Annotated in this window: 15 protein-coding genes; 14 read left to right on the forward strand and 1 reads right to left on the reverse strand. The window is 46.3% G+C overall.

Annotation, left to right across the window (positions count from 1 at the left end):
* The 5 genes from GX089_02915 to GX089_02935 all read left to right on the forward strand — a co-directional run.
* The coding region (locus GX089_02915; protein NLP01420.1) for a lysine--tRNA ligase at positions 1-1,023 on the forward strand (1,023 nt) is incomplete at its 5' end.
* A 5-nt stretch (positions 1,024-1,028) separates the two neighbouring features.
* Positions 1,029-2,255, forward strand: a complete 1,227-nt coding sequence (locus GX089_02920) for an FtsX-like permease family protein (protein NLP01421.1) — start codon at positions 1,029-1,031, stop codon at positions 2,253-2,255.
* Between the two features lie 42 nt (positions 2,256-2,297).
* A complete protein-coding gene (locus GX089_02925) occupies positions 2,298-2,972 on the forward strand; it encodes an ABC transporter ATP-binding protein (protein ID NLP01422.1) in 675 nt (224 codons plus the stop codon).
* A 200-nt stretch (positions 2,973-3,172) separates the two neighbouring features.
* Positions 3,173-3,619 carry a C_GCAxxG_C_C family protein gene (locus GX089_02930; GenBank protein ID NLP01423.1) on the forward strand — a complete coding sequence of 149 codons (447 nt, stop codon included), beginning with the start codon at positions 3,173-3,175 and terminating at the stop codon, positions 3,617-3,619.
* A 376-nt stretch (positions 3,620-3,995) separates the two neighbouring features.
* The gene (locus tag GX089_02935; GenBank protein ID NLP01424.1) at positions 3,996-5,960 is read left to right on the forward strand and encodes a hypothetical protein; all 1,965 of its coding nucleotides are present in this window, start codon (positions 3,996-3,998) and stop codon (positions 5,958-5,960) included.
* Positions 5,961-5,968: 8 nt separating this feature from the next.
* Here GX089_02935 and GX089_02940 read toward each other — a convergent pair whose 3' ends face one another.
* Positions 5,969-6,745, reverse strand: a complete 777-nt coding sequence (locus tag GX089_02940; GenBank protein NLP01425.1) for a response regulator — start codon at positions 6,743-6,745, stop codon at positions 5,969-5,971.
* A 588-nt stretch (positions 6,746-7,333) separates the two neighbouring features.
* Between GX089_02940 and GX089_02945 the strand changes: the two genes are divergently transcribed.
* From GX089_02945 to lpxA, 9 genes are read left to right on the forward strand one after another with little or no spacing between them, the layout of a single operon-like run.
* Positions 7,334-7,804: a hypothetical protein gene (locus GX089_02945; GenBank protein ID NLP01426.1), complete on the forward strand. Its 471-nt coding sequence runs from the start codon at positions 7,334-7,336 to the stop codon at positions 7,802-7,804.
* 1 nt (position 7,805) lies between these two features.
* Complete coding sequence (locus tag GX089_02950) at positions 7,806-8,918, forward strand: protein arginine kinase (GenBank protein ID NLP01427.1); 1,113 nt, start codon at positions 7,806-7,808, stop codon at positions 8,916-8,918.
* Between the two features lie 33 nt (positions 8,919-8,951).
* A complete protein-coding gene (locus GX089_02955) occupies positions 8,952-11,390 on the forward strand; it encodes an ATP-dependent Clp protease ATP-binding subunit (protein ID NLP01428.1) in 2,439 nt (812 codons plus the stop codon).
* Positions 11,377-15,495, forward strand: a complete 4,119-nt coding sequence (locus GX089_02960; GenBank protein NLP01429.1) for a hypothetical protein — start codon at positions 11,377-11,379, stop codon at positions 15,493-15,495. Before GX089_02955 ends, GX089_02960 begins: the two co-directional genes overlap by 14 nt.
* Before the next feature lie 21 nt (positions 15,496-15,516).
* Complete coding sequence (gene bamA, locus GX089_02965; GenBank protein ID NLP01430.1) at positions 15,517-17,781, forward strand: outer membrane protein assembly factor BamA; 2,265 nt, start codon at positions 15,517-15,519, stop codon at positions 17,779-17,781.
* Positions 17,782-17,828: 47 nt separating this feature from the next.
* Positions 17,829-18,347, forward strand: a complete 519-nt coding sequence (locus GX089_02970; protein NLP01431.1) for an OmpH family outer membrane protein — start codon at positions 17,829-17,831, stop codon at positions 18,345-18,347.
* Between the two features lie 4 nt (positions 18,348-18,351).
* On the forward strand, positions 18,352-19,389 hold the full coding sequence (gene lpxD / locus GX089_02975) for a UDP-3-O-(3-hydroxymyristoyl)glucosamine N-acyltransferase (protein ID NLP01432.1): 1,038 nt from the start codon (positions 18,352-18,354) through the stop codon (positions 19,387-19,389).
* A gap of 54 nt (positions 19,390-19,443) precedes the next feature.
* Positions 19,444-20,820, forward strand: coding sequence for a bifunctional UDP-3-O-[3-hydroxymyristoyl] N-acetylglucosamine deacetylase/3-hydroxyacyl-ACP dehydratase (locus GX089_02980; GenBank protein ID NLP01433.1), 1,377 nt, complete (start codon positions 19,444-19,446; stop codon positions 20,818-20,820).
* A gap of 54 nt (positions 20,821-20,874) precedes the next feature.
* Complete coding sequence (gene lpxA / locus GX089_02985; GenBank protein NLP01434.1) at positions 20,875-21,672, forward strand: acyl-ACP--UDP-N-acetylglucosamine O-acyltransferase; 798 nt, start codon at positions 20,875-20,877, stop codon at positions 21,670-21,672.
* Positions 21,673-21,755 lie beyond the last annotated feature (83 nt).

The following is a 21,755-nucleotide window of genomic DNA, read 5'->3' on the forward strand; positions in this document are numbered from 1 at the left end:
AAACGTTTTCTCGACCTTATAATGTCTGAGGAATCCAGGGAACGTTTCAAAAAACGCACACAGATTATCTCCATAATAAGAAATTTCCTGAACAATCACGGATTCACGGAAATCGATACTCCTGTACTTACCAACAAAGCCACTGGCGCCCTTGCCAGACCCTTTGTTACTCATCACAACGCACTGGATATCGATGTCTACCTGAGGATCGCACCGGAAACATATCTGAAACGGGCTATTGCAGGCGGGTTTGACAGAGTCTATGAATTTGCACGTTCATTCAGAAACGAAGGTATGGATGCCTCTCATCTGCCGGATTTCACTCTCCTTGAATACTACTGCGCCTACTGGAACTATATCGATAACATGAATTTCACCGAAGCGCTCTTCAAGGAACTCCTGATGAAGCTCAACGGGAGTCTCAAATTGACATACGAGGGCACCGAGATCTCCTTCGAGGGACAGTGGCCCCGCTTCTCCTTCCGTGAACTTATCCTCCGGGACTGCGGAATCGATATCGATAAATTCGCGACCAGGGATGAACTGATGGCAGAGATAAAGCGCCAGGGAATCAAATTTGAAACAGATGTAGATGTGGCCAGGGCCGGACGCGGCACACTTATCGATCTGCTCTATAAAAAAGTTTCCCGTCCTGCGCTGATCAATCCGGTTTTTATTACTCATCACCCCCTTGACCTCTCTCCTCTGGCCCGTAAAAACGACCAGAACCCGATGGTGGTCGACCGGTTTCAACTGGTTGTAAACGGCTGGGAAGTGGTAAACGCATACTCCGAGCTTGTGGATCCTGTTGATCAGGCCGAGAGGTTTAAACAGCAGGCCGAAGCCAGGGCTCATGGCGATCAGGAAACCATGGAGGTGGACAACGATTTCCTTCAGTGCATGGAATTCGGTATGCCTCCAATTTCCGGCTGGGGCATGGGAATCGACCGTATCGTTGCACTCCTTACAAACGCCTCCACGTTGAGAGATGTGATACTTTTCCCTCTCATGCGTCCGGAGTGAACCTGATGAGTTCTCTGGAGACATTTATCTCATTTCGCTACCTGCGCGGCAAGCGCAGGATCGGCACCTATGTGACTGCTGTCGGGATCTGCCTGGGCAGTTTCGTTCTGATAATCGCCCTCTCAATTGCAAACGGGTTCGAGAAAGAGGTGCGGGATCGTATCGTAGGCACAAATGCCCATGCCAATATTCTTCAATACCACTCCACTCCCATTATTCAGTATGATTCTCTCAGAGAGGTTATTTTAAACTACCCCGAGGTTCTCGGAGCGGCGCCTTATATCTCCGGTAAAGGCGGTGTTGAGCACCAGCAGGTCCAGGAAGGTGTCATGTTCATGGGTGTGGACCACAGCCTTGAGCCGACTGTCACCGATCTTGGTAAAACTGTCAAATGGGGGAAATTCAATCTTGACAGCGCGGAATCAGACAGGGGGCGGAAGCTGCCGGGGATCTGTATCGGGCTTGGCCTTGCCGACAAGATGGGAATAAGGGACGGGGCTGAGGTGGTGCTCATGAGCCTGGCAACAGAGGAAGGGCAGATCGATCCTGTGCCCAGGATGGACCGCTTTGTTGTCACCGGTGTCTTCGAAACCGGCATGTACGAATACGATCTGAACCTGGTGTACATCTCAATCTCCTCCGCACAGAGACTTCTCAACATGAAAGGTGTTGAGGGAATACAGATAAAAACCACAGATCTTTTCAAAGCCAACCGTATTGCTTCCGATATCCGTGATCACCTTGGGGGATATCCTTACAGGGCAGTGGACTGGATGAGCCAGAATAAATCTCTTTTCCAGTGGATGAAGCTTGAGAGGCTTATAATCTTTATTGTTATCTCTATGATAATGTTTGTCGCGGCCCTGAACATTATCTCCTCGCTTGTGACAACCATTTTCGAGAAACGGCGTGAGATAGGCATACTCATGAGCATGGGTGCGACCTCATTTTCAGTTCTGAAGATTTTCATGCTTTACGGTATGATAGTGGGATTTGTGGGCTCCACTGTAGGGACATCATTGGGCGTTCTCCTGTGCTATATCCAGTACCGATGGCAGCTTATTCCACTTCCGGGGGATATCTATTTCATAAACAAACTTCCGGTGGTGATAAGGACCTTCGATGTGTTACTGGTTTACTTTTCGGCTAATCTGATCGCCTGGCTGACAACAATCTTTCCTGCGCTCAAGGCATCGAAGATGCTTCCCGCGGAATCGATAAGGTACGAGTAGACTGAGCAGAGAGAGGAAGTGACGGGGATTATGCCTGATCTTATTGTTGATGTAAAGGGGCTTCTGAAGACATATACCGATGATGCTGGGACCTTCGAGGTGCTCAGGGGTATCTCACTGCAGATCGAGAGGGGCCAGATAGTGGGGCTTCTGGGGGTTTCCGGGGCAGGGAAGACGACTCTTCTGCAGATTCTCGGCGGACTTGACAGTTTTAATTCCGGTGATGTGAAGGTTTGCGGGAAGAACCCGGGCACGATGAGTCCGATGGAGCTTGCGGAGTTCAGAAACCGTCATATAGGGTTTGTTTTCCAGTTTCATCATCTTCTGCCTGATTTTACCGCCATCGAGAACGTCATAATTCCGGGACTGATACTGCGGAAACCCAGGGCAGAGTGTATAAAAAAAGCGAACAACCTTCTTGAGATCTTCGGACTGGAGAAGCGCAAAGGACATTTTCCCGCGGAACTCTCCGGAGGAGAGCGGCAGAGAGTGGCACTGGCCAGGGCTCTGTTTAATGATCCCTGGCTTGTACTGGCAGATGAACCCACGGGGAATCTTGATAGAGGCAACGGGGAACTGCTTCTTGAACTTTTCAAAAAAGCCAACCGTGAGCTGAACCAGACATTTCTTATTGCCACCCATAACCATCAATTGACTACTGATATGCATCGGGTCATTACTCTCGATGACGGGAGAATTGTGCAGACAAGGGGCTGATGGACTGAAAGCGGGTCTGGCAGTCTCGGTTTGCTGTTGAGAACAATTTTTTGCGTGTATAGATTTTGTGAGTACCAGACTTGTTACGGCTTGTCCCATATCAGAGTATCAGAATATCGAGAATTTCTACCAATAGAGTCAATTAATGATTAAAGGCTTAAACCAACATTTTGGAAAGTAGAAAATTGGGGATAGATAAGATGAACAGAATAGAAAAAGCGGTCGGCAAATTCAAAGAGGGCTTCAATTGTGCGCAATCGGTTCTTTACTCTTATGCCGATGAACTGGGTTTACCGGATGATCTGGCGATGAAAATAGCAACGGGCTTTGGCGGTGGAATGGGAAGGACACAGGAAGTATGTGGTGCAGTAACAGGAGCCTTGATGGTTATTGGAATGATTTACGGGAGAGGAAGCGGAGAGGGGAAGGAAAAACAGGAAATCACATATTCAAAAGTTCAACTTTTCCTAAACTCTTTTATCGATCAATTCGGAAATGTTAACTGCAAAAGTCTTCTGGACGGATGCTGCTTACTTGATCCTGATGGTCAAAAGGCTTTTAAAGACAACAATCTTATTGAACGGTGTTATGAATATGTAAGGGCTTCTTGTAGAATACTTGATCAGATTGTAATTAACCCGGAGTAGTATAAAACACTCAGTCTATGAAACGGGCAAATAAACATTGAAGGTAATATTTGCAACCGGAAAATCTACCTCAGTGCAGGAACCTGTATACCTGGATTCCTGCACAAGGTAGAAGGGTGAAGATTTTAAATGATCGACCAATTAAAAGCTGATAATTGCGATCAATACTCTGGCATTGTGTGTGTGGATGACAGACAAGCACCTCTGAAATATAAACAGAAATGGACAAACAATTCGCAACTGTTTGTTTCGAAAGTTTAATTTCTAAGATTAAATCATTCTTAAGATCTGTCTGAAAGTGCCTGTTAGAGGTAAGATGCTCAATTATCGAAAAATCCCAGAGCTTTTTATTGTTTTTGTCTCTGTGTTCGGAGTAATGGGATTTGAAGCAAAGGCTTCTATAATATTGATTGATTCAACTCTGGTATACCAGATCAGCCCGTCAGTATCGGTGTTTGAAGATACAACTGCCGGCCTGGAACTGGATTCAGTCCTGAAAATGGGTGAAAAAGCATTCTCTAAGACCGCTTCCCGCCAAATCCCCAACCTTGGTTTTTCCAGGTCAGCTTTTTGGCTGCAATTTGAACTGAAGGATTCATCTGCAAATCAAAAGGAATGGGTTCTGGATGTCGCAATGCCCAGCCTTCATCAGATAGATTACCATATAATGGTTGACAGTACAGTAATAAGCTCCGGCCGGACAGGATTCATTGTTGATAAGAATTCACGCCCAACACCTTACCGTAACCCCTCTGTTGAATTCAGCGGCCAACCGGGTAAAGCGATTAAAGCTTATATGAGAGTTCAGAGCGAAACACCTGTTATACTGCCTGTGTTCCTGCGTGAAAAAAACCAGTATTTAAAATATGATCGTAACCGCCAGTTTTTCCTGGGGCTGTATTTCGGCGCTATCATCATAATGGCCTTTTATCACTTTTATCTCTTTGTGTCAACTTCCGATAAAAGTTATCTGTGGCTTTCAATTTTTATTATGTGCTTTGCCCTGGGGCAGATGACTGCTGTTTACGGGTTCATGATCGACTGGGGATTTATAAACATCAAATCATGGGTGCCTTTCCTGCATGTCATCAATTTTATAGCTGCCCTTGCTGCAATAATGGTTTCTCGTTGTATGGTGAATTCATGGACATTCTCCCCGCGATGTGATTATGTATTAAAAGCTATTTCTTTAATCTTGATCATTCTTGCTCCGCTTTCTCCCTTTATTACTTTCAGAACTGCTGAAAGAATCCTGGTTCTGTTTAATCTTCTTCCGTTACCTTTTCTCCTGTACCCTGCAATAAAGGCCTCTCGGAAAGGGTTCAGCCCTGCAATTTACTATCTTCTGGCCTCATTGAGCTTTTTTGCAGGTATTCTTATTTACAACCTTATGTATAGTACCGGCATTTTCCCATTCAATGAAGTGACCTATTTCTTGCCCAATGTATCTCTGGTTATAACATTGACACTCTTTTCTCTCGGTCTTGCTGACAAAATCAAGATTCTTAAAAGAGAAAGGGAACAATCGCAAAAACAGGCTATTGCAAGTCTGGAAGAGAAACTTCTGTTACAGGAGGAGAAATCTGCAATAGAGCGGGAGCTTGAGCACTCCAGGAAAATGGAAACAATAGGAAGATTGCTGAGTGGAATAGCTCATGACATTAAAAACATGGTTAATCCCATCTTTGGATACGCTCAACTTATTCAAAAAGATCTTCGGAATGATTCCAGCGCGTATAGAAAAATCAGCCATTTGATTGACGCAACCGACCGTCTGAAAGATCTCACTTCGACGCTGCTGATAGCCTCCCGAAAAAATACATTGAATTTAAAGCCATTGAATCTCAACCAGACAATGGATCAGGTAATATCTCTGTTGAAGCATTCAGCACCTAAAGGTGTATCGGTTAAATATGAAAAATCCGATGAGGAAATCACTGTTTTGGCGGATATGGGGATGCTCTACAGTGCTGTTCTGAATGTGGGAATCAATGCTGTTGATTCAATGCCTGATGGTGGTACAATTGTCATTTCTACAGAATCGGTTAAAATTGACAAATCATTTTCAACTTTGCATGGGTTTACAATTCCTGAAGGACATTACTCTGTAATAGCAATAAAGGATACCGGGGCTGGAATGAGCCGTGAGATATTAGAACGCCTGTTTGAGCCTTTTTTCACTACCAAAATGGAAGGCAAGGGAACAGGGCTGGGGCTCGCAGCCGTTTATGATTGCATGAAGGCTCATAACGGTTATATCGATGTGCATAGTGAACTTGGCAAGGGAAGCCAGATCTATCTTTACTTTCCATGTGCAGATATCATGAGTGAAAAGAAATAACATGTAAATCAATTCTGCCGGGTAAGGAGTTTGTCCTGTTTTTTATCCCTTACTGTCTCCAGTGTTTTCCTGTTTTGCAGATAGTATGACTCAAGCCTGTGATATGCAGAAGTGTCTATCTTTTGTACATGTGCAACATTGTTAATCTCTGATAAGTATTGAGCATTAAGATAGGAAAAGGCGCTTTTGTAAGCTTTGTACAGAAACAGTACATGCTTGGGAGAGAATGTAAAGCATTCACTCCACAACCTCCTCAGATAAGCATCCGTGATGTTGCTTTTTGTTGCCCACTCCGATACTGTCTCCGGGGTATCTTCTGCAAGAACCCTGCAGCATTCACAAATAATCGGGTTTACTGCAGCAGATAAGTCCGGCAGAATAGTTTTCTGGAGGAAAATCTCAGAAAGTTTATCCCAGAAAACCGGGGAAGTGACATCGACCGGTTTGGCGAGTAAACCTGCAGCACCCAGTTTGGATGCTTCGAATGCGCGTTCTATGTCTGCGGATCCGCTGATAACCACAAATGGTATCTGCCGGGAGTATTTCTTCAGAAGGTAACACTCATCATTGTTGATATCATCTATTCCGAAATCGAGTATACAAATATGTATGGGTACGCCTGAATGGATCGCATTCTCCGCAGTTTGTGCATTTGGGGCTTTTATTATTTTGTAAATGGGATGGCCGGAGATGAAATCTTCGTAGAAATCAAGATGACATGGTTCATCATCGACCACAAGAACTGTTATGGTTTTATTCAGGAAGTCGAAATATCGATGAGACATAGAATGTAAGTGTGATGAGAGCCTTATATTTATAGCACATTTGCGAACTGATTAATATAGGTCTTCGAAATTCCATAAGACAACAGAAAAAGGCATGGATATTCAGCCGGATCAAACAGCTTTATACCGGTTGCATGCATTGTTTGGCAAATGCGGCTGCAGTTTTCCGGTTAATTTATTTTAACACAGGATGATCTTGAATCGGTAAACTCTTGCTGGTATTTTAAGCTGACTCTTCAGGCTGTTTTTTTTCTCTTTTTTTCGCTCTCTTTTATTCCTGATTTCCTCGATAGCACGCTGATTCCAGGTTTGTGAAAATCACCTCACCAGGAAAGCACCTAGTCCTGTTCCAAAAAATTATATTATAAAAGTACTACTGAGGTTTTCACGCTTTTACCTCCCCGCCTCGCGGGCTTTTACCCTGAGAACGGCCTGAGGGGTAATGCTCCGGCGGAGCAGAAAAGCCCGTTGAAGCACCTGTTTTAGTTTCCATCGCAGGTTTAAACTCAAGGTGTGTACGGGACCTTAATAAAACTCATTCTCAGGGCTGCTGTCTTTGGAAAGAAAAAAATGCCAGAGGATACAAACATGAAAATGTGTGATGAATGCGGGATAAACCCTGCGAACATTCATCTTACTCAGATAATGCAGAATCAGACCCGGATCCATCATCTCTGCCAGGAGTGTGCCCGGAAAATGGGGATAAACATCTCTGTGAATGTCGAGGAATCCGGGAGTGGGCAGGAAGTAACTGAATCTGATAAGAGTTGCGGCCGATGCGGCATGAATTATTCCGAGTTCCGCTCAAAGGGATGGCTGGGGTGCGCTGAGTGTTACCATGCCTTTGAAAAAGAGATTGATGAGATGCTTATTCAGGTTCACGGTTCTGCCATCCACAAAGGCAAACAGTATCATAAATCAAATACAAGGGTCAAAGCAACCGCTGATATAAAGCGGCTCCGTCATGAGCTTGCCGCAGCAATTAAAAATGAGCAATTCGAGCAGGCTGCTCTTCTTCGGGATGCTATCCACAATCTCAAGAAGACAGAGGTTGAGTGATATGAGAGCTGATGTAATTACCTCTGAGGGAAATCCTGGAAAACTGCCGGCCTGGTTCGATAACAGCGGTCCTGATAAAGATGTAATCACCTCCACCAGAATCCGTCTTGCCCGCAATCTGACCGGGCATCGATTCCCATGCAGCGCCTCGGAATCCGAGAAGAAAAAAATTTTCAATGAAATTGCCGATGTTATCTCCAGTGAGTCCAGATTTCGGTCATTTGATATATGCCATCTCGCAAATATGAACAACCTTGGCAAATTATTCCTTGTTGAAGAGCGTATAGTGAGCCCCGACATGCTCAATGACAGCGGAGAGCGGGGAGTTGCTCTTGATTCCACACGCAGAATAAACATAATGATAAACGAGGAAGATCATCTGAGGATTCAGTGCCTGGATTCCGGATTCAGGCCTACGGAGCTGTGGAGTGTGGTGAGTCATATAGACGATATCCTGGGCAGGAAGCTGGAATTTGCTTTTGACAGCAGACGCGGTTTCCTTACATGCTGTCCCACCAATTCAGGAACAGGCCTGCGGGTTTCCTTTCTCATGCATCTTCCCGGTCTTGTTCTGACAAAAGCTATCGATGCTGTGCTGCAGGGGGCAAGTCAGATGGGGATCTCTACAAGAGGTTTTTTCGGGGAGCACTCCGAAGTTGTGGGGAACTTCTTCCAGCTCTCAAATCAGGCCACGATGGGGGCACATGAGAATGATTTTCTGAACAATACTCAGAAGATAGTCTGTGAGATCATAAAGCATGAACGCTCAGCAAGAGAAAGAATAATGAGGGATGCGGAACTGGAATTGAGTGACAAGGTCTACCGGGCATACGGAATACTTCTTCATGCCAGGACCCTTACCCTCTCCGAATGTCTCAATTTGACCTCTTCTCTGAGGCTGGGAGTGATTTGCGGCATTTTTCAAAACATAACAATTGAGGAGTTAAACCGTATTACTATGTTGTCCATGCCTGCTCATATTCAGATGTTTTTCAACAAGGCTATGGATGACAGAGAGATGACAAAAATCAGGGCTGATATGGTTAGAGAATTGCTTACAAAGAGAAGGAGAAAAAGGAAGTCTCCTGGTCCGGACAGCAATCCGAGCTCTTAACCGGTTCGATTCACAATAGAAGGAATACAGATAATGAACGGAATGTTTACAGATCGAGTCAAAAAAGTAATGCAGATTGCCCGTGAGGAATCGGTGCGGCTTGGAAATGACTATGTTGGAACCGAGCACCTTCTTCTGGGTCTGGTAAAAGAGGGTGATGGTGTAGCTGTGGCAGTGATGCGCAGCATGGGTGTGGATCTTGATGAGCTGACATCAAGTATCGAGAAGACAATCACCTCCACTGGAGGAATGATGACGATCGGGCAGATGCTGCCCTTTACACCCAGAGCCAAAAAGGTACTTGAGATTGCAGCCAATGAGGCTCGTTCCATGTCTCACAAGTATATCGGTACCGAGCATCTGCTGCTTGCGCTGATGAAAGACACAGAGTCTGCTGCCGCAAATGCCCTTGCTGCATCAGGGCTGGAATACGAACGGGTCAAAGAGGAGATAAACAGAGTCCTGAGGGGCGGAGAAACAGTCGGGGCCTCAAAGGAGAAAAGCAAGACTCCTTTCCTTGACCATTTCGGAAGAGATCTTATAGCTCTTGCCCGTGAGGGCAAACTTGACCCTGTGATCGGAAGGGAAAAGGAGATTGAGAGGGTCGTTCAGATCCTCAGCCGGCGCAAAAAGAACAATCCGGTGCTGATTGGTGAGCCTGGTATTGGTAAAACCGCCATAGTTGAGGGACTCGCACAGAAAATTGTGGAGAAGAACATTCCACAGGTTCTGGAAAACAAACGGGTGATTAATCTCGATATGGCATCAATGGTTGCCGGAACAAAGTACAGAGGCCAGTTTGAGGAACGTCTGAAAGCTCTGATGGTTGAACTCCAGAAAAACGAAAACATTATAATTTTTATCGATGAGCTTCATACGATTGTGGGAGCAGGGGGATCAGAGGGAAGTCTGGATGCTTCGAATATTTTCAAACCGGCTCTTTCCAGAGGAGAGATTCAGTGCGTTGGTGCTACCACTCTTGACGAGTATCGCAAATACATAGAGAAAGACGGTGCTCTTGCACGTCGTTTCCAGACTATAATGGTCGATCCGCCCAATGTTGCTGAAACAATCCAGATTCTCTCCGGACTGCGTCACCGCTATGAGGATCATCACAAGGTCACATATACCGAAAAAGCCATAGAATCCGCAGTAAAGCTTTCCGAGCGCTATATCTCCGACAGGTTCCTTCCGGACAAGGCTATCGATGTTATCGATGAGGCCGGAGCGCGTAAAAGGCTCTCCAGCATGGAGATCCCCAGTGAAATCCGTGATATGGAAAAAGAGATAGGGGATGTAGTGAAAGAGAAGGAGAGGGCTGTGGAGCAGCAGGAGTTTGAGCGTGCAGCCAAGCTTCGTGACAAACAGGAAAAGCTCAAGGGAACTCTTCTGGAAAAGAAAGCACTGTGGCGTAAATCCAAAGCCGAGGAGCGGCTTCTGGTTGACGAATCCACTATTGCTGAGGTGGTTTCCACAATGACCGGAATTCCTCTTTCCAGACTTGCTGAGGAGGAATCGAAGAAGATACTTCATCTGGAGGATGAGCTTCGCAAGCGGGTTATCGGTCAGGACCCTGCTCTTGAGGCTATCGCCCGCAGTATCCGCAGATCACGTGCCGGTCTGCACAATGTAAAGCGTCCGATCGCATCCTTCATTTTCCTTGGACCTACCGGGGTGGGGAAGACCGAACTGGCCAAGACTCTTGCCCAGTCTCTGTTTGACACAGAAGATGCCCTGGTCAGAATTGACATGTCTGAATATATGGAAAAATTCGCCGTTTCCCGTCTTGTGGGAGCTCCTCCGGGATACGTGGGGTATGAAGAGGGCGGACAGCTTACCGAGAAGATCCGTAAGAAACCATACTCCGTGATCCTCCTTGACGAAATCGAAAAGGCTCATCCGGATGTGTTCAATATTCTTCTCCAGATTCTCGATGATGGTATTCTGACCGATTCTTACGGCAGGCATGTAAACTTCAGAAATACAATCATAATCATGACATCCAATGCTGGTACCCGTGATGTCAAGAAGACTGGAACTGTTGGTTTCGGGAAAACCAGTGTTGAATCAGATTATGATGCCATAAAGACCAAGGTCATGGATGAACTCAAGAGGATCTTCAATCCGGAATTCCTTAACAGGGTTGATGAAACGATTGTTTTCTATCCGCTTACCAAAAAAGAGATCTCTCAGATTGTTGAAATACAACTGAAAGATGTTGAAAACCGGCTTGTCGACAGAAACATAAAACTGTTTGTTTCTCCAGAGGTCAAAGCTTACGTAGTAGACCAGGGCTTCGATCCGATTCTGGGTGCCAGACCGTTGCGCAGGGCAATTCAGAGGCTGATCGAAGACAGACTGGCGGAGGAATTTCTCAATGACAAGTTTCGCGATGGTGATTCGATCCGTCTGGACCTGGAGAACGGAACCATAGCTTTCTCGAAAGTTGATTCAGAGAATGCGGCCCCGTAAGTGGGTAATAGTACTTGGACTTTGTGTTCTTGCATTTTTCTCTGCCCTGTATCAGATTTCAAAGTATCTGGAAAAAAACAGAAATCTGGAAAATCTTCTGATACAGGGCATCTCTCCTTATATTAAGGGTACCTTTGATGTAAGACGGGTTCGCTTCGGTTTTTTTTCCGCTCACCTTAAAGACATCATTTTGATTTTACCGGGGCAGTCGGTCTCAATCAGAATCCGTGATATCAAAGTCGGCTTCTCCTTTTCCAGACTTCTGAAATTCCGTGGCGATATCAGTCGCTCGATGAACAAAATCATTTTAAACAGTCCCACTATCGATTTTTTCCTCGATTCTCAGGCCATGCAGCAGGAGAAGGTTGTTTTTCCGGCGGCTCTTAACTCTCCTCAGGCTGCTGTTGTTGTTCCCGATGAGCTTCCGATAAAAAACCTGATAGTGAAAAGGGGATTGTTGAGGCTCTGCCAGGATGATGGTGACACTGTGGTAATAGGTGAGCAGTTGCGTGGAAAACTGACAGACCTGGGGAATGAAACGTCTGTAAATTTAAGCGGTAAACTAGGCTCAGTAAAGGATAACCTTTTCATTCAGGGGAGCATTTCCTGGACAGGAGAGAAGAACCGTCTTTCTTTGCGGCTCAATGGTGCCGGGATTAAAAAGCCTGTCTCCTTTGGAAACCTCAAAATAATCAGCGGTGCTCTGAGTGGAACTGTGGAATTTGAATTTCCTGAAAAGATCTCTCTGGCTTCTCTTGAAAGTGATGGTTGGGCCAGGATCGAAGATGGTACATGCAGGCTGGGGGATAAAGAGCAGCTTCTGCACTCGGTTCAGATGCGTATGACAATGGATGGTTCGAAGTGGAGGGTTGACACACTCAGTTGCAGCTATCTGGGAATGAGGGTGGAAATGAGGGGGCACTGGGATATCTCCCGCGACCCATCATCGCATTTTGAGTACAGGTGTGCGGGAATCAATGCTGATTCTGTTTCCTCTTTTCTTTTACCGGAACTGAGGGGAAATGTGACCGGTGAGGGGTGGTGTGAGGGGATAATATCCGGAGATGCTGAAAACAGGCTGAGAGTGAATTTTTCGGGTGGAGGGATAAGTGCCTGGGGTATTCCGGTTGTAAGTATACTTGCCTATATGCGTGTGGACACATCCGGAGTTGATGTTGATTCTGCTGCTTTGCTGAGTCCGGGAATTGTTGTCCTGGCTGATGGATTGGTAGAAACCGGAGGTAAAACTCCTCAGTACAGTGCCAGAGTACGGGCCACTCTCGATTCCGTTCCCTCTTTTTCGGGTCTGGATGGAAGGTTGAGGGTTTCAGGGGAGCTTAGGGGTGCTGAAAAGCTTACAAAGGTTCAGTTTGTAGTATCCGGAAAGAATGTGAAATACAACAATCTGTCCCTTGGGGATCTTGATCTTCTTGTAAAGAGTAAAGGTGATTTAATACACATATCAACACTCAATTCAGATGAGCGGGGGATGGATCTTTCCGGATCCATCAGGGATCTCTTCGGGAAGTCTCCAAGTGCGTCTATTTCGGCAGAATTGAGAAAAGATCAAATATTTTCTTTGTTCGAGCGAAAACCTGGTATGTACAGACCGGATTCTGTCCGGGTCGCTGTTAACGCCGAGGGGTGGATTGACACATTCAGGGTGGATTTCGATGCGGATATCCGTGACTCTGTCTTAAGCGGCGCCATCGCAGGTAAACTTGGCAAAAGCAGGGAAGAGGGATCGCCTGTTGTGTGGAGTCTGTACGGAAAGAATTTAACTTTAAAGAATGTCAAGGCGCCTCTTTACATAGGCGGGAGATTATACGGGGATTCTGTAATGATAGACTCGCTTTCGGCTCTCAGTGGTGTCAGGGGGAATGGAAAGCTGTCACTGAATTCCGATCCGTTTCAGATAGAATCCAGTCTGTGGTACGATTTCCAGATAAGCAGGCTGCTTTCGATGCTCCCTGAACTGGGATTGCGGATCGAGAAAGGGAGACTGAGTGGCTTTTCCAGAATTTCAGGCAACCTGCAGAAGCCTGTGGTACGCTCTGAGCTTCATGTGAGAGAACTCGAGGCAGGGACCTTTTCCGGACTTCAAAGTGATGCCATACTTACTTTTTCCAACGGCAACATTTCAGTTCTTCCTTTTGTTGTCCGCAAAGACAAACAGATCATAGCAGCATTTGATACGATAAGTCATTCCGGAGGAAAGATCTCCTTTACTGGTGAATTTGACGATATCGATGTAAAGTCATTGCTTGGTACATTCAAGCCCCGGGATCTTGATCTTGAGTCGAGGATCAGCGGCCGGATCAGGACATCCCCTTCAGGTTTCCCCTTCATTCTAGATTTCTTCACCCCGTCACTCCGGATCAACAACTGGAAATTTGACTCCCTTTCCTTTACAGGCAGCATTACTCATTCAGGGCTTCACATTGAGAGGCTCAGGGCTGATGAGGGAAAACGGATTTCGATTGCGGCGGCCGGGTTTGTACCCTGGTCGATGCTGGGGGAGGAGACCAGTGATGGAGATACGCTCAGGGCTTCTGTTGACGTTACAGGAAACCTTCTGGAATGTATAGAGAAGAATGTGGATTCTCCCATCGGTGGGGAGGGCAGGGGAGAAGCGAAGGTTGAATTTTACGGTGTTCCAGGCCACTGGGTATTTACTTCAGGTAATGTGTCTGTCCCGGCTGGGAAACTGACCCTGAGGCCTTTTGTTCCCGATGACATAAAAGATTTCTCTTTCAGCATGAAAGTGGACAGCTTCTCCAGGGTACATACATCGATAAAGGGCAATATTAGGCGAAGGCCTGTAAGAATTTTTTCCAGCCATGATATTCCCCGGGGGTATGAGTCTTTCCAGATAGGGCCTCTTGATTTCGGGGTTATTCAGGTGGAGACTCCTAAAAACGGAATCCATATTCATCTGCCGGGTTTTATGGCTCTGGGGGAGATCGGGGATATAGAGTTCAGGGGCAGGAGGCCGTTCAACAAGTTTACACTTTCAGGTCCGGTGGACAAGCTGCGTATCACCGGCACATGGATTCTTCGGGACCTTGAGTTTACCTTCCCTTTTCTTAACACAAACGAGATGCCCTGGGATTTTGACCCCTTCCCTTATGTGACCTGGGAGATGGATCTGCGCCCCGGAAACCGCAAGGTGATGTATTTCTGGGATCTTGCCGGGAAGAAGAGACGGATAATGAGATTTGTGGAAGGATATCTTGATCCATCTTCTGTTATAAGGGTAAGGGGGAGGGATCTCGATAAGACTTTCAGGCTTTATGGGACGATTCGTTCTTTCAAGGGTTCAGCATATTACGGGAAAGTTTTCGACAGGAATTTTGATGTGGGGGTGGAGTTTGTTCCTCAGAAGCTGAAGGATGGGGGCAGTTATGACAACATGCCGATTCTCTGGGGGAGTGCGGAGGCGTTCAGTGACAGCAGCCGTTTTGACAGGATAAAACTGACCTGTCTTGTACACGATCCTCTGACCAATGGCGTTTCTGAGCGGGGGAGGCTTATTGAGGGGAAGCAGCTTAATATCTCATTTCATCTTTCCTCCGATTTTGAGGAGCTTCCGGGCGAGTCGGAACGTGATTTTTACCGGGAAGCGGGGCTCAATTTTACCACTCTGGGCAAGGCAGGAGGGATGGTATCCAGTTTCGGGGAGCAATATTTCCATCGCTATCTGCTTCAGAGGTGGGAGAGGTGGTTAGCCAGGTCGGTTGGTCTTGATGTAATTAACATTGAATCATCGATTGCTTCGAATTATTTTAATAAGCTTTATAATCGTCAGTTTGACGGCCTTCTGGGCCAGGATGATTATCTTGCCCTTGCAAATGTCGGCATTACTGTCGGCCGCTACTTTTTCCGCGACTTTCTGTTTTTAAAAGCCCGGGGGGAACTGATTCCGATCGACACCGTATTGACACCTGAGTACAGTATCGGGCTGGAATTTCAGCCAGGCCGCTATTTGACAATGGATTTTAATTACGGCATCCGCAAGGGTGAAACGCAAATAGAGCACAATCCAAGGCTTAATATGCAGTTAATGCTGCCTATAACCCGATTGAGAAAAATTTTGAATTTTTAACGTGGAGTATCAGAGGTCATTATGAAATTCAGGTATCAGGCGCTTCTTCTGGCTGGTTTTTTACTTTATGGTCTGACAGAGGCCAAGGTACTGGATTCTCTGGTCATAGAGGGCTTGAGTATCAATTCCCCGAATATGGTGAGAAATTCTCTGCAGCTCAGAGAGGGAAGGGAATTCAGTACAGCGGATCTGCAGGAGTCCATAAAGCGTCTTTACAGCCTGGGACTGTTCAGTTCCATTGACTTTTTCATAATATCCGAAAACGACTCCTCTGCGTCTCTGAGGCTTAAACTTGTGGAGTTTCCGATCTGTGAAAACGTGGAATACAGCGGAAACAAAAAGCTTAAAATCAAGGATTTTGAAGAGAATGTCAGCATTAAGCGCGGCCAGATAATTTCAGATGATTTCCTTCACGGGATCAAACAACAGCTCCTTGATCTCTATGCCGAAAAAGGCTATAACCTGGCCCGGATCGAACCGGAAATCGTAAAAACAAAGATCCCCGGAAATGTCATTATCAAGTTTAACATTGACGAAGGGGTAAAGGTAAGGGTAAAGAGTGTTGTTTTCAAAGGCAACAAGGAAGTAAAGACCGCCCGTCTGGAGAGAAAGTTCAAGACAAAAGAGAGCAGGTGGTGGCGGGCGGGGGAATTCAACAGAGATATGTACAAGACGCACCTTGATACGCTTGTAATGTTCTATAACGACCTGGGCTATCTCGATGCCTCCATAGCAAAGGATAGTGTCTGGTATTCAGAATCCGGAAAAGATATCTTTATCGAAATCACCATTGACGAAGGTAAAAAGTATTATGCCGGAGATTTCTTCTTCAAGGGCAACCGCGTCCTGCCTGTAGATTCCCTGGAGTCAAAAATCTCCCTGAAAAAAGGCAAGCCTTTTGAAAAGAGCCGTTTTGAGATGTCAAAGTACATGGTGGAGAACACCTACAGGGAGGAAGGCTACCTGATGGTTCATGTGGAGGACAAGCGAAATTTTCGCGGTGATACCATCGATGTGGTCTTCGAGATAACCGAGGGAAAACCGGCCATCGTACGGAAAATAGAAATCAGGGGCAACAACAAGACGATGGAAAAAGTGATAAGACGTCAGATCGATCTTCTGCCCGGAAAAAAGTACAAACAGTCACTCCTGATGCGCAGCAGACAGAAGATATTTGCCCTCAATTATTTCAGCGACATAAAGCCGGATATGATGCTTAACAGCGACGGCAGCATAGATTTGATTTTCGAGGTGACCGAAAAGGATAATATCGGTCAGATATCGGTCGGAGCAGCTTACAGTGGAGAAAGCAACTTTGTCGGTACCTTTTCCACTTCGATTCCCAATTTCCGTGGCGCTGGCCAGGAATTAAGGATCAACCTTGAATACGGAAAGTATCACAGGGACATGAGGCTGGGTTTTGTGGAACCATGGGCTTTTGACATACCGCTTTCTCTCTCCGGAGAAATTTTTTACAGCAGAAATATCTACAATGAGACAGATACTGCTCAGAGCACCGGTTTTGTGATCGGTGCCGGGCGTTCAAAACTGAGATGGCCCGATGACCATTTTACGATCCATGGGTCTTATCAGTTAAGTTATGAGAAGACCTACACCGATGCTGATACGGTTGACGAAGCCAACCTGCTTGTTCTTGAAGAGGGCCTTTTGAGCAGGGCATCGGTGAAAATCGAGAGATACGACCTTGACATGCCGCTGTTTCCCACAAGCGGTTCAAAGCTGACGATTATTCCTCAGATAGCGGGTCTTGGAGGTGATTTCAGATATTTCAAGGGAACCGTCGGTTACGAACACTATTTTCCTCTTCCCTTGAAGCTTGTGCTGGGGTCCCGCTCCAAGTTCGGTCTGATAACCAGTCTGGGTGGTAACATTGAGATCTCCAGGTATGATCTGTTCAGGGTTGGTGGAGTGTATGGTGACGGGGACCTGCGCGGGTACGATGACTATGAGTTTGGAGGATGGAATAATGACCCGGAAAATGGTATCTCAATGTTCACCTCGACTCTGGAGCTGAGATATCCATTGCTTGAACAGCAGATGTATCTGGGAGTTTTTGCCGATGTTGGTAACACCTGGAGCAGTCTTTCTGCGATTGATCTGGGGAATCTTTACAGAGGTGTAGGTTTCGGACTCAGGATCAATATTCCCATGCTCGGTATCATGGGATTTGATTTTGGATGGGGACTTGATGATCCCAAAGGATCATCATTGGATAAAAAACCAAGTGGATTTAAATTTCATTTTCTTATGAACAGAGGTTTCTAGGAACTGATTCTTTGAGAAAGATCGGTTCTGAAACAAAGGAGGATTGCATGCGTAAAGTAATGACTGCGGGTGTTCTGGCACTCTGCATGGCCGCAACTGCGACATGGGCGGAGCTTAAGATCGGGTATATCAATTCCGAGCTGATTTTCATGGAATATGAGGGCACCAAGGATGCTCAGAAAAAGTTTAACAACGAAGTGGCCAAATGGGAGCAGGAGGCCTCAAAACGTCAGAAGGAGATTAAGGATCTCAAGGAGCAGCTTGACAAGCAAAGCCTTCTCCTGAGCAACGAGAGAAAGAAGGAACTCGAGGATTCTCTGAATCAGAAGATGATCTCATATCAGACCTTTCTTCAGGAGAAGTTTGGGCAGAAGGGTGAAGCTCTGGTGAAAAATGAGGAGCTTACAAAGCCGATCATAGAAAAAATAAACAAAATCATAGAAAAGATAGCCAAAGAGGAAAACTACGATTATATTTTTGATGCCAGAGCTGGCGGGATTGTCTTTGCCAAGCCGGTCTATGATCTTAGTCAGAGAGTTCTTGCACAATTGAGTAAGGAAAAGTGATTTTGTGAAACTTTCAATAATTGCTCAGGTTATTGGTGCTGTTTTACCGGAGGGAGAATCTGATGCAGAGATTACATCTCTGAAATCACCTGAGCAGGCCCGGGAATCTGATATTGTTTTTCTCTCGAATCCCAGATTCAGGGATGAAATGGGAAAATGCCGTGCCAGGTACATTATTGTCAATAAAGGAACAGTGATACCTGACAAAGTATGTCTGGAGGTGGGTGATCCCTATGTAGCTTATGCTAAAGTCGCCCAGCTTTTTGAAGACAGGTCTCCTCTTTTCTGCAAGAGCATTTCCGAAAATGCCCTGGTTGATCCCTCTGCTACAATTGATCCCTCTGCCTCGATCGGCCCTGGTTCAATAATCGGTGCATCGGTTAAAATCGGGCCTGACTGCAGAATTTCCGCCAATTGTGTTATAGAAAGAGACTGTAAGATCGGAAGCGGCTGCAGAATCGACTCCGGTGTGATTATCCGCTATGGAACTGTCATTGGTGACAGGGTGGTTATTCAATCAGGGGCTGTGATCGGCTCTGATGGTTTCGGTAATGCGCGTGAGGGGACAAAGTTTGTGAGAATCCCCTGTTTCGGGAATGTAGTGATTGGCGATGATGTGGATATTGGAGCAAACACAACTATCGACAGGGGAAATTTCGCTGCTACAATCATAGAAAACGGTGTCAAGATTGACAATCTGGTACATATCGCACATAATGTGCAGGTGGGAGAGGATTCCGCCATGGCAGCTCAGGTTGGCATATCGGGAAGCACCGTAATCGGAAAAAGGGTCATTATCGGGGGACAGGCCGGTTTTGTAGGCCATATAGAGATCGGTGATGATACATTTGTGGGAGCAAAGGCCGGGGTTTCCAAAGGTACAGAACCGGGTTCAAAAATCACCGGCTACCCTGCACGTGATCTGATGGGAATGCGCAGGATAGAAGCTGCGCAGGTCTCCCTGCCCCAGTTGCTCAAAGATATTAAACAGTTGAAAAATGAGATTCAGGAGTTAAAAAAGGGCTGTTGCCCGGGTACTTGAAGAAAAATGACATCAAAACATTAGTATATGTAAAGAAAGGATATTTCGTGCACCATGTCCCTCCAGCAAACTATTGGAAAAAGCGTTTCATTGACCGGTACTGGCCTTCATACAGGTGTTCCTGCCGCAGTAACTTTACATCCCGCACCTGAGAATTACGGTATAAGGTTTGTCAGAGCCGATCTTGAGAACAAACCGGAGATAATTGCCGATATAGACAATGTGGTTGACCTTGCCCGCGGCACTACTATCGGTAAAGACGGGGTAAAGGTGTATTCGATCGAGCATGTCATGTCCAGTTTTGCCGGGCTGGGTATCGATAACTGCAGGGTGGAGGTAAACGCTCAGGAGATCCCTCTTATGGACGGCAGCGCGCTTCCATACGTAAATCTTGTAATGGAAGCCGGAATCGTAGAGCAGCAGGCCGAGCGTGAGTATCTCTATATTTCCGAACCGGTGATGTATGTAAAGGGTGATGTCGCTCTTGGGATTTTCCCGCTGGATCATTTCCGGCTCACCCTTGAGATAGATTACAATTATCCGGCACTTGGAGCTCAGTATACCACACTCTTTTCACTCGATGATTATGTTTCCGATTTCGCACCGGCGCGGACATTCTGTTTCCTTTCGGAAATAGAGAAACTGCGTGAAGAGGGGCTTATCAAAGGCGGCTCACTTGACAGCGCACTTGTAGTGCAGGATGTGGAGTTGACGGATGAACGCAAGAACTACATGCGGAAACTCTTTGCCTACAAGGGTCCCATAGAGCCAGGGGAAAACGGGTTTCTTAACAACACAGAACTGCGCTTCTATAACGAACCCTGCCGTCACAAAGCTTTAGATCTGATCGGTGATCTCTATCTTTTGGGTAAACCGCTCCATGCCCACATTATAGGGGCAAGAACAGGACATGCTGCAAACATCGCAGTGGCCAAAAAGATAAGAGAATACCTCAATCAGAAAAACGCAAAAACAGCGGCCGACGGAGGAACACTGGTGAGCTATGAGGACATCCTCAATATCCTTCCCCACAGGTATCCTTTCCTGCTGGTTGACAAGGTACTGGAGCTTGTTCCTGGAAAGTCAATCGTAGCCACTAAAAATGTCTCTTTCAACGACAATTTCTTCCAGGGACATTTTCCCGGAAACCCGGTCATGCCAGGTGTGCTTATGATCGAGGCGATGGCTCAGGCGGGAGGAGTGATGGGGCTTTACGGAGCAAAGTCCGAAGACGGACAGCCGCCAAAGGTGCTTTTTATGGGTATAGACAAGGCCCGTTTCAGAGGGGTTGTAAGACCTGGAGACACATTACGCATGGAACTCAAAATGATCCAGTTCCGCAGAGGAATAGGGAAGTTTGAAGGTAAATGTTATGTGGATGATAAGCTGGTCTGTGAAGCTGAGATGATGGCCATGTATGGAGCCAGCTGATTCATGGTGCCTCTGTGGCACTTTAGAAGTCTCCTGAAAGGAAATTGAACGAGAATGTCTGTAAATATACACCCCACTGCCATTATTGAACCTGGCACAAAGATCGGTGTTGATGTAACTATTGGGCCCTACACAGTAATCGAAGGGGATGTGGAGATCGGTGACCGGTGCTCGATCGGTCCTCATGTGCTGATCGGTGAGGGAACCCGTATCGGTCCCGAGTGCCGTATTTTCAAGGGTGCCAGTATCGGGCTCATTCCTCAGGATAAAAAATTCGCAGGTGAAAAGACCTATACCGTTATCGGCAGGAACACTCTTTTCCGGGAATTTGTAACTGTTAATCGGGGGACATCTCATCGAGGGGAAACCCGAATCGGAGATAACTGCTGGATTATGGCATATTGTCACATCGCCCACGATTGTGTTCTGGGTGATGATGTGACTATTTCCAATGGTCTGGCTATGGCCGGGCATGTGGAGGTTGGCAATCATGTCACAATCGGTGGCATAGTCCCTGTTCATCAGTTCACACGCATCGGCGATTACGCTTTTATCGGTGCTGTCACTCGTCCGTTTATGGATGTGGTTCCTTATGCCATGGTAGGTGGTGAGAGTGAGACTCATGTTGTGGGAATAAACAAGGTTGGCCTGGAGAGACACGGGTTTTCTCCGGAGCGCAGGCAGAATATAAAGCGGGCCTATAAAATTCTGTTCAGGGAGAACCTCACTCTTGCCGAGGCAACTGCCAGGTTGGAAGACTCTTTTCCTGGTGATGATGATATCGGGCGGATCATAAATTTTATTCGTGGCAGGAGCAGGGGACTAATGCGGATGAGAGCGGATGCTGCATGATTTTTTTCTCTCCAAAGATCTGAAATTTTCCTTGAGAGATTGAAATTGGTTGTGTCTGGGGTGCTCCTCTATGAATCCATTTT

The sequence above is a fragment of the Fibrobacter sp. genome (assembly GCA_012523595.1).
In the GTDB taxonomy this organism is placed as follows: Bacteria; Fibrobacterota; Chitinivibrionia; order Chitinivibrionales; family Chitinispirillaceae; genus JAAYIG01.

What these genes read in the sequence shown, in the direction of transcription:
- GX089_02945 (NLP01426.1), top strand. Translation starts at nt 7,334, where the DNA reads ATGAAAATGTGTGATGAATGCGGGATAAACCCTGCGAACATTCATCTT.
- GX089_02940 (NLP01425.1), bottom strand. Translation starts at nt 6,745, where the DNA reads ATGTCTCATCGATATTTCGACTTCCTGAATAAAACCATAACAGTTCTT.
- GX089_02980 (NLP01433.1), top strand. Translation starts at nt 19,444, where the DNA reads ATGTCCCTCCAGCAAACTATTGGAAAAAGCGTTTCATTGACCGGTACT.
- GX089_02955 (NLP01428.1), top strand. Translation starts at nt 8,952, where the DNA reads ATGAACGGAATGTTTACAGATCGAGTCAAAAAAGTAATGCAGATTGCC.
- GX089_02930 (NLP01423.1), top strand. Translation starts at nt 3,173, where the DNA reads ATGAACAGAATAGAAAAAGCGGTCGGCAAATTCAAAGAGGGCTTCAAT.
- GX089_02960 (NLP01429.1), top strand. Translation starts at nt 11,377, where the DNA reads ATGCGGCCCCGTAAGTGGGTAATAGTACTTGGACTTTGTGTTCTTGCA.
- GX089_02935 (NLP01424.1), top strand. Translation starts at nt 3,996, where the DNA reads ATGGGATTTGAAGCAAAGGCTTCTATAATATTGATTGATTCAACTCTG.
- GX089_02970 (NLP01431.1), top strand. Translation starts at nt 17,829, where the DNA reads ATGCGTAAAGTAATGACTGCGGGTGTTCTGGCACTCTGCATGGCCGCA.
- lpxA (NLP01434.1), top strand. Translation starts at nt 20,875, where the DNA reads ATGTCTGTAAATATACACCCCACTGCCATTATTGAACCTGGCACAAAG.
- bamA (NLP01430.1), top strand. Translation starts at nt 15,517, where the DNA reads ATGAAATTCAGGTATCAGGCGCTTCTTCTGGCTGGTTTTTTACTTTAT.
- GX089_02920 (NLP01421.1), top strand. Translation starts at nt 1,029, where the DNA reads ATGAGTTCTCTGGAGACATTTATCTCATTTCGCTACCTGCGCGGCAAG.
- GX089_02950 (NLP01427.1), top strand. Translation starts at nt 7,806, where the DNA reads ATGAGAGCTGATGTAATTACCTCTGAGGGAAATCCTGGAAAACTGCCG.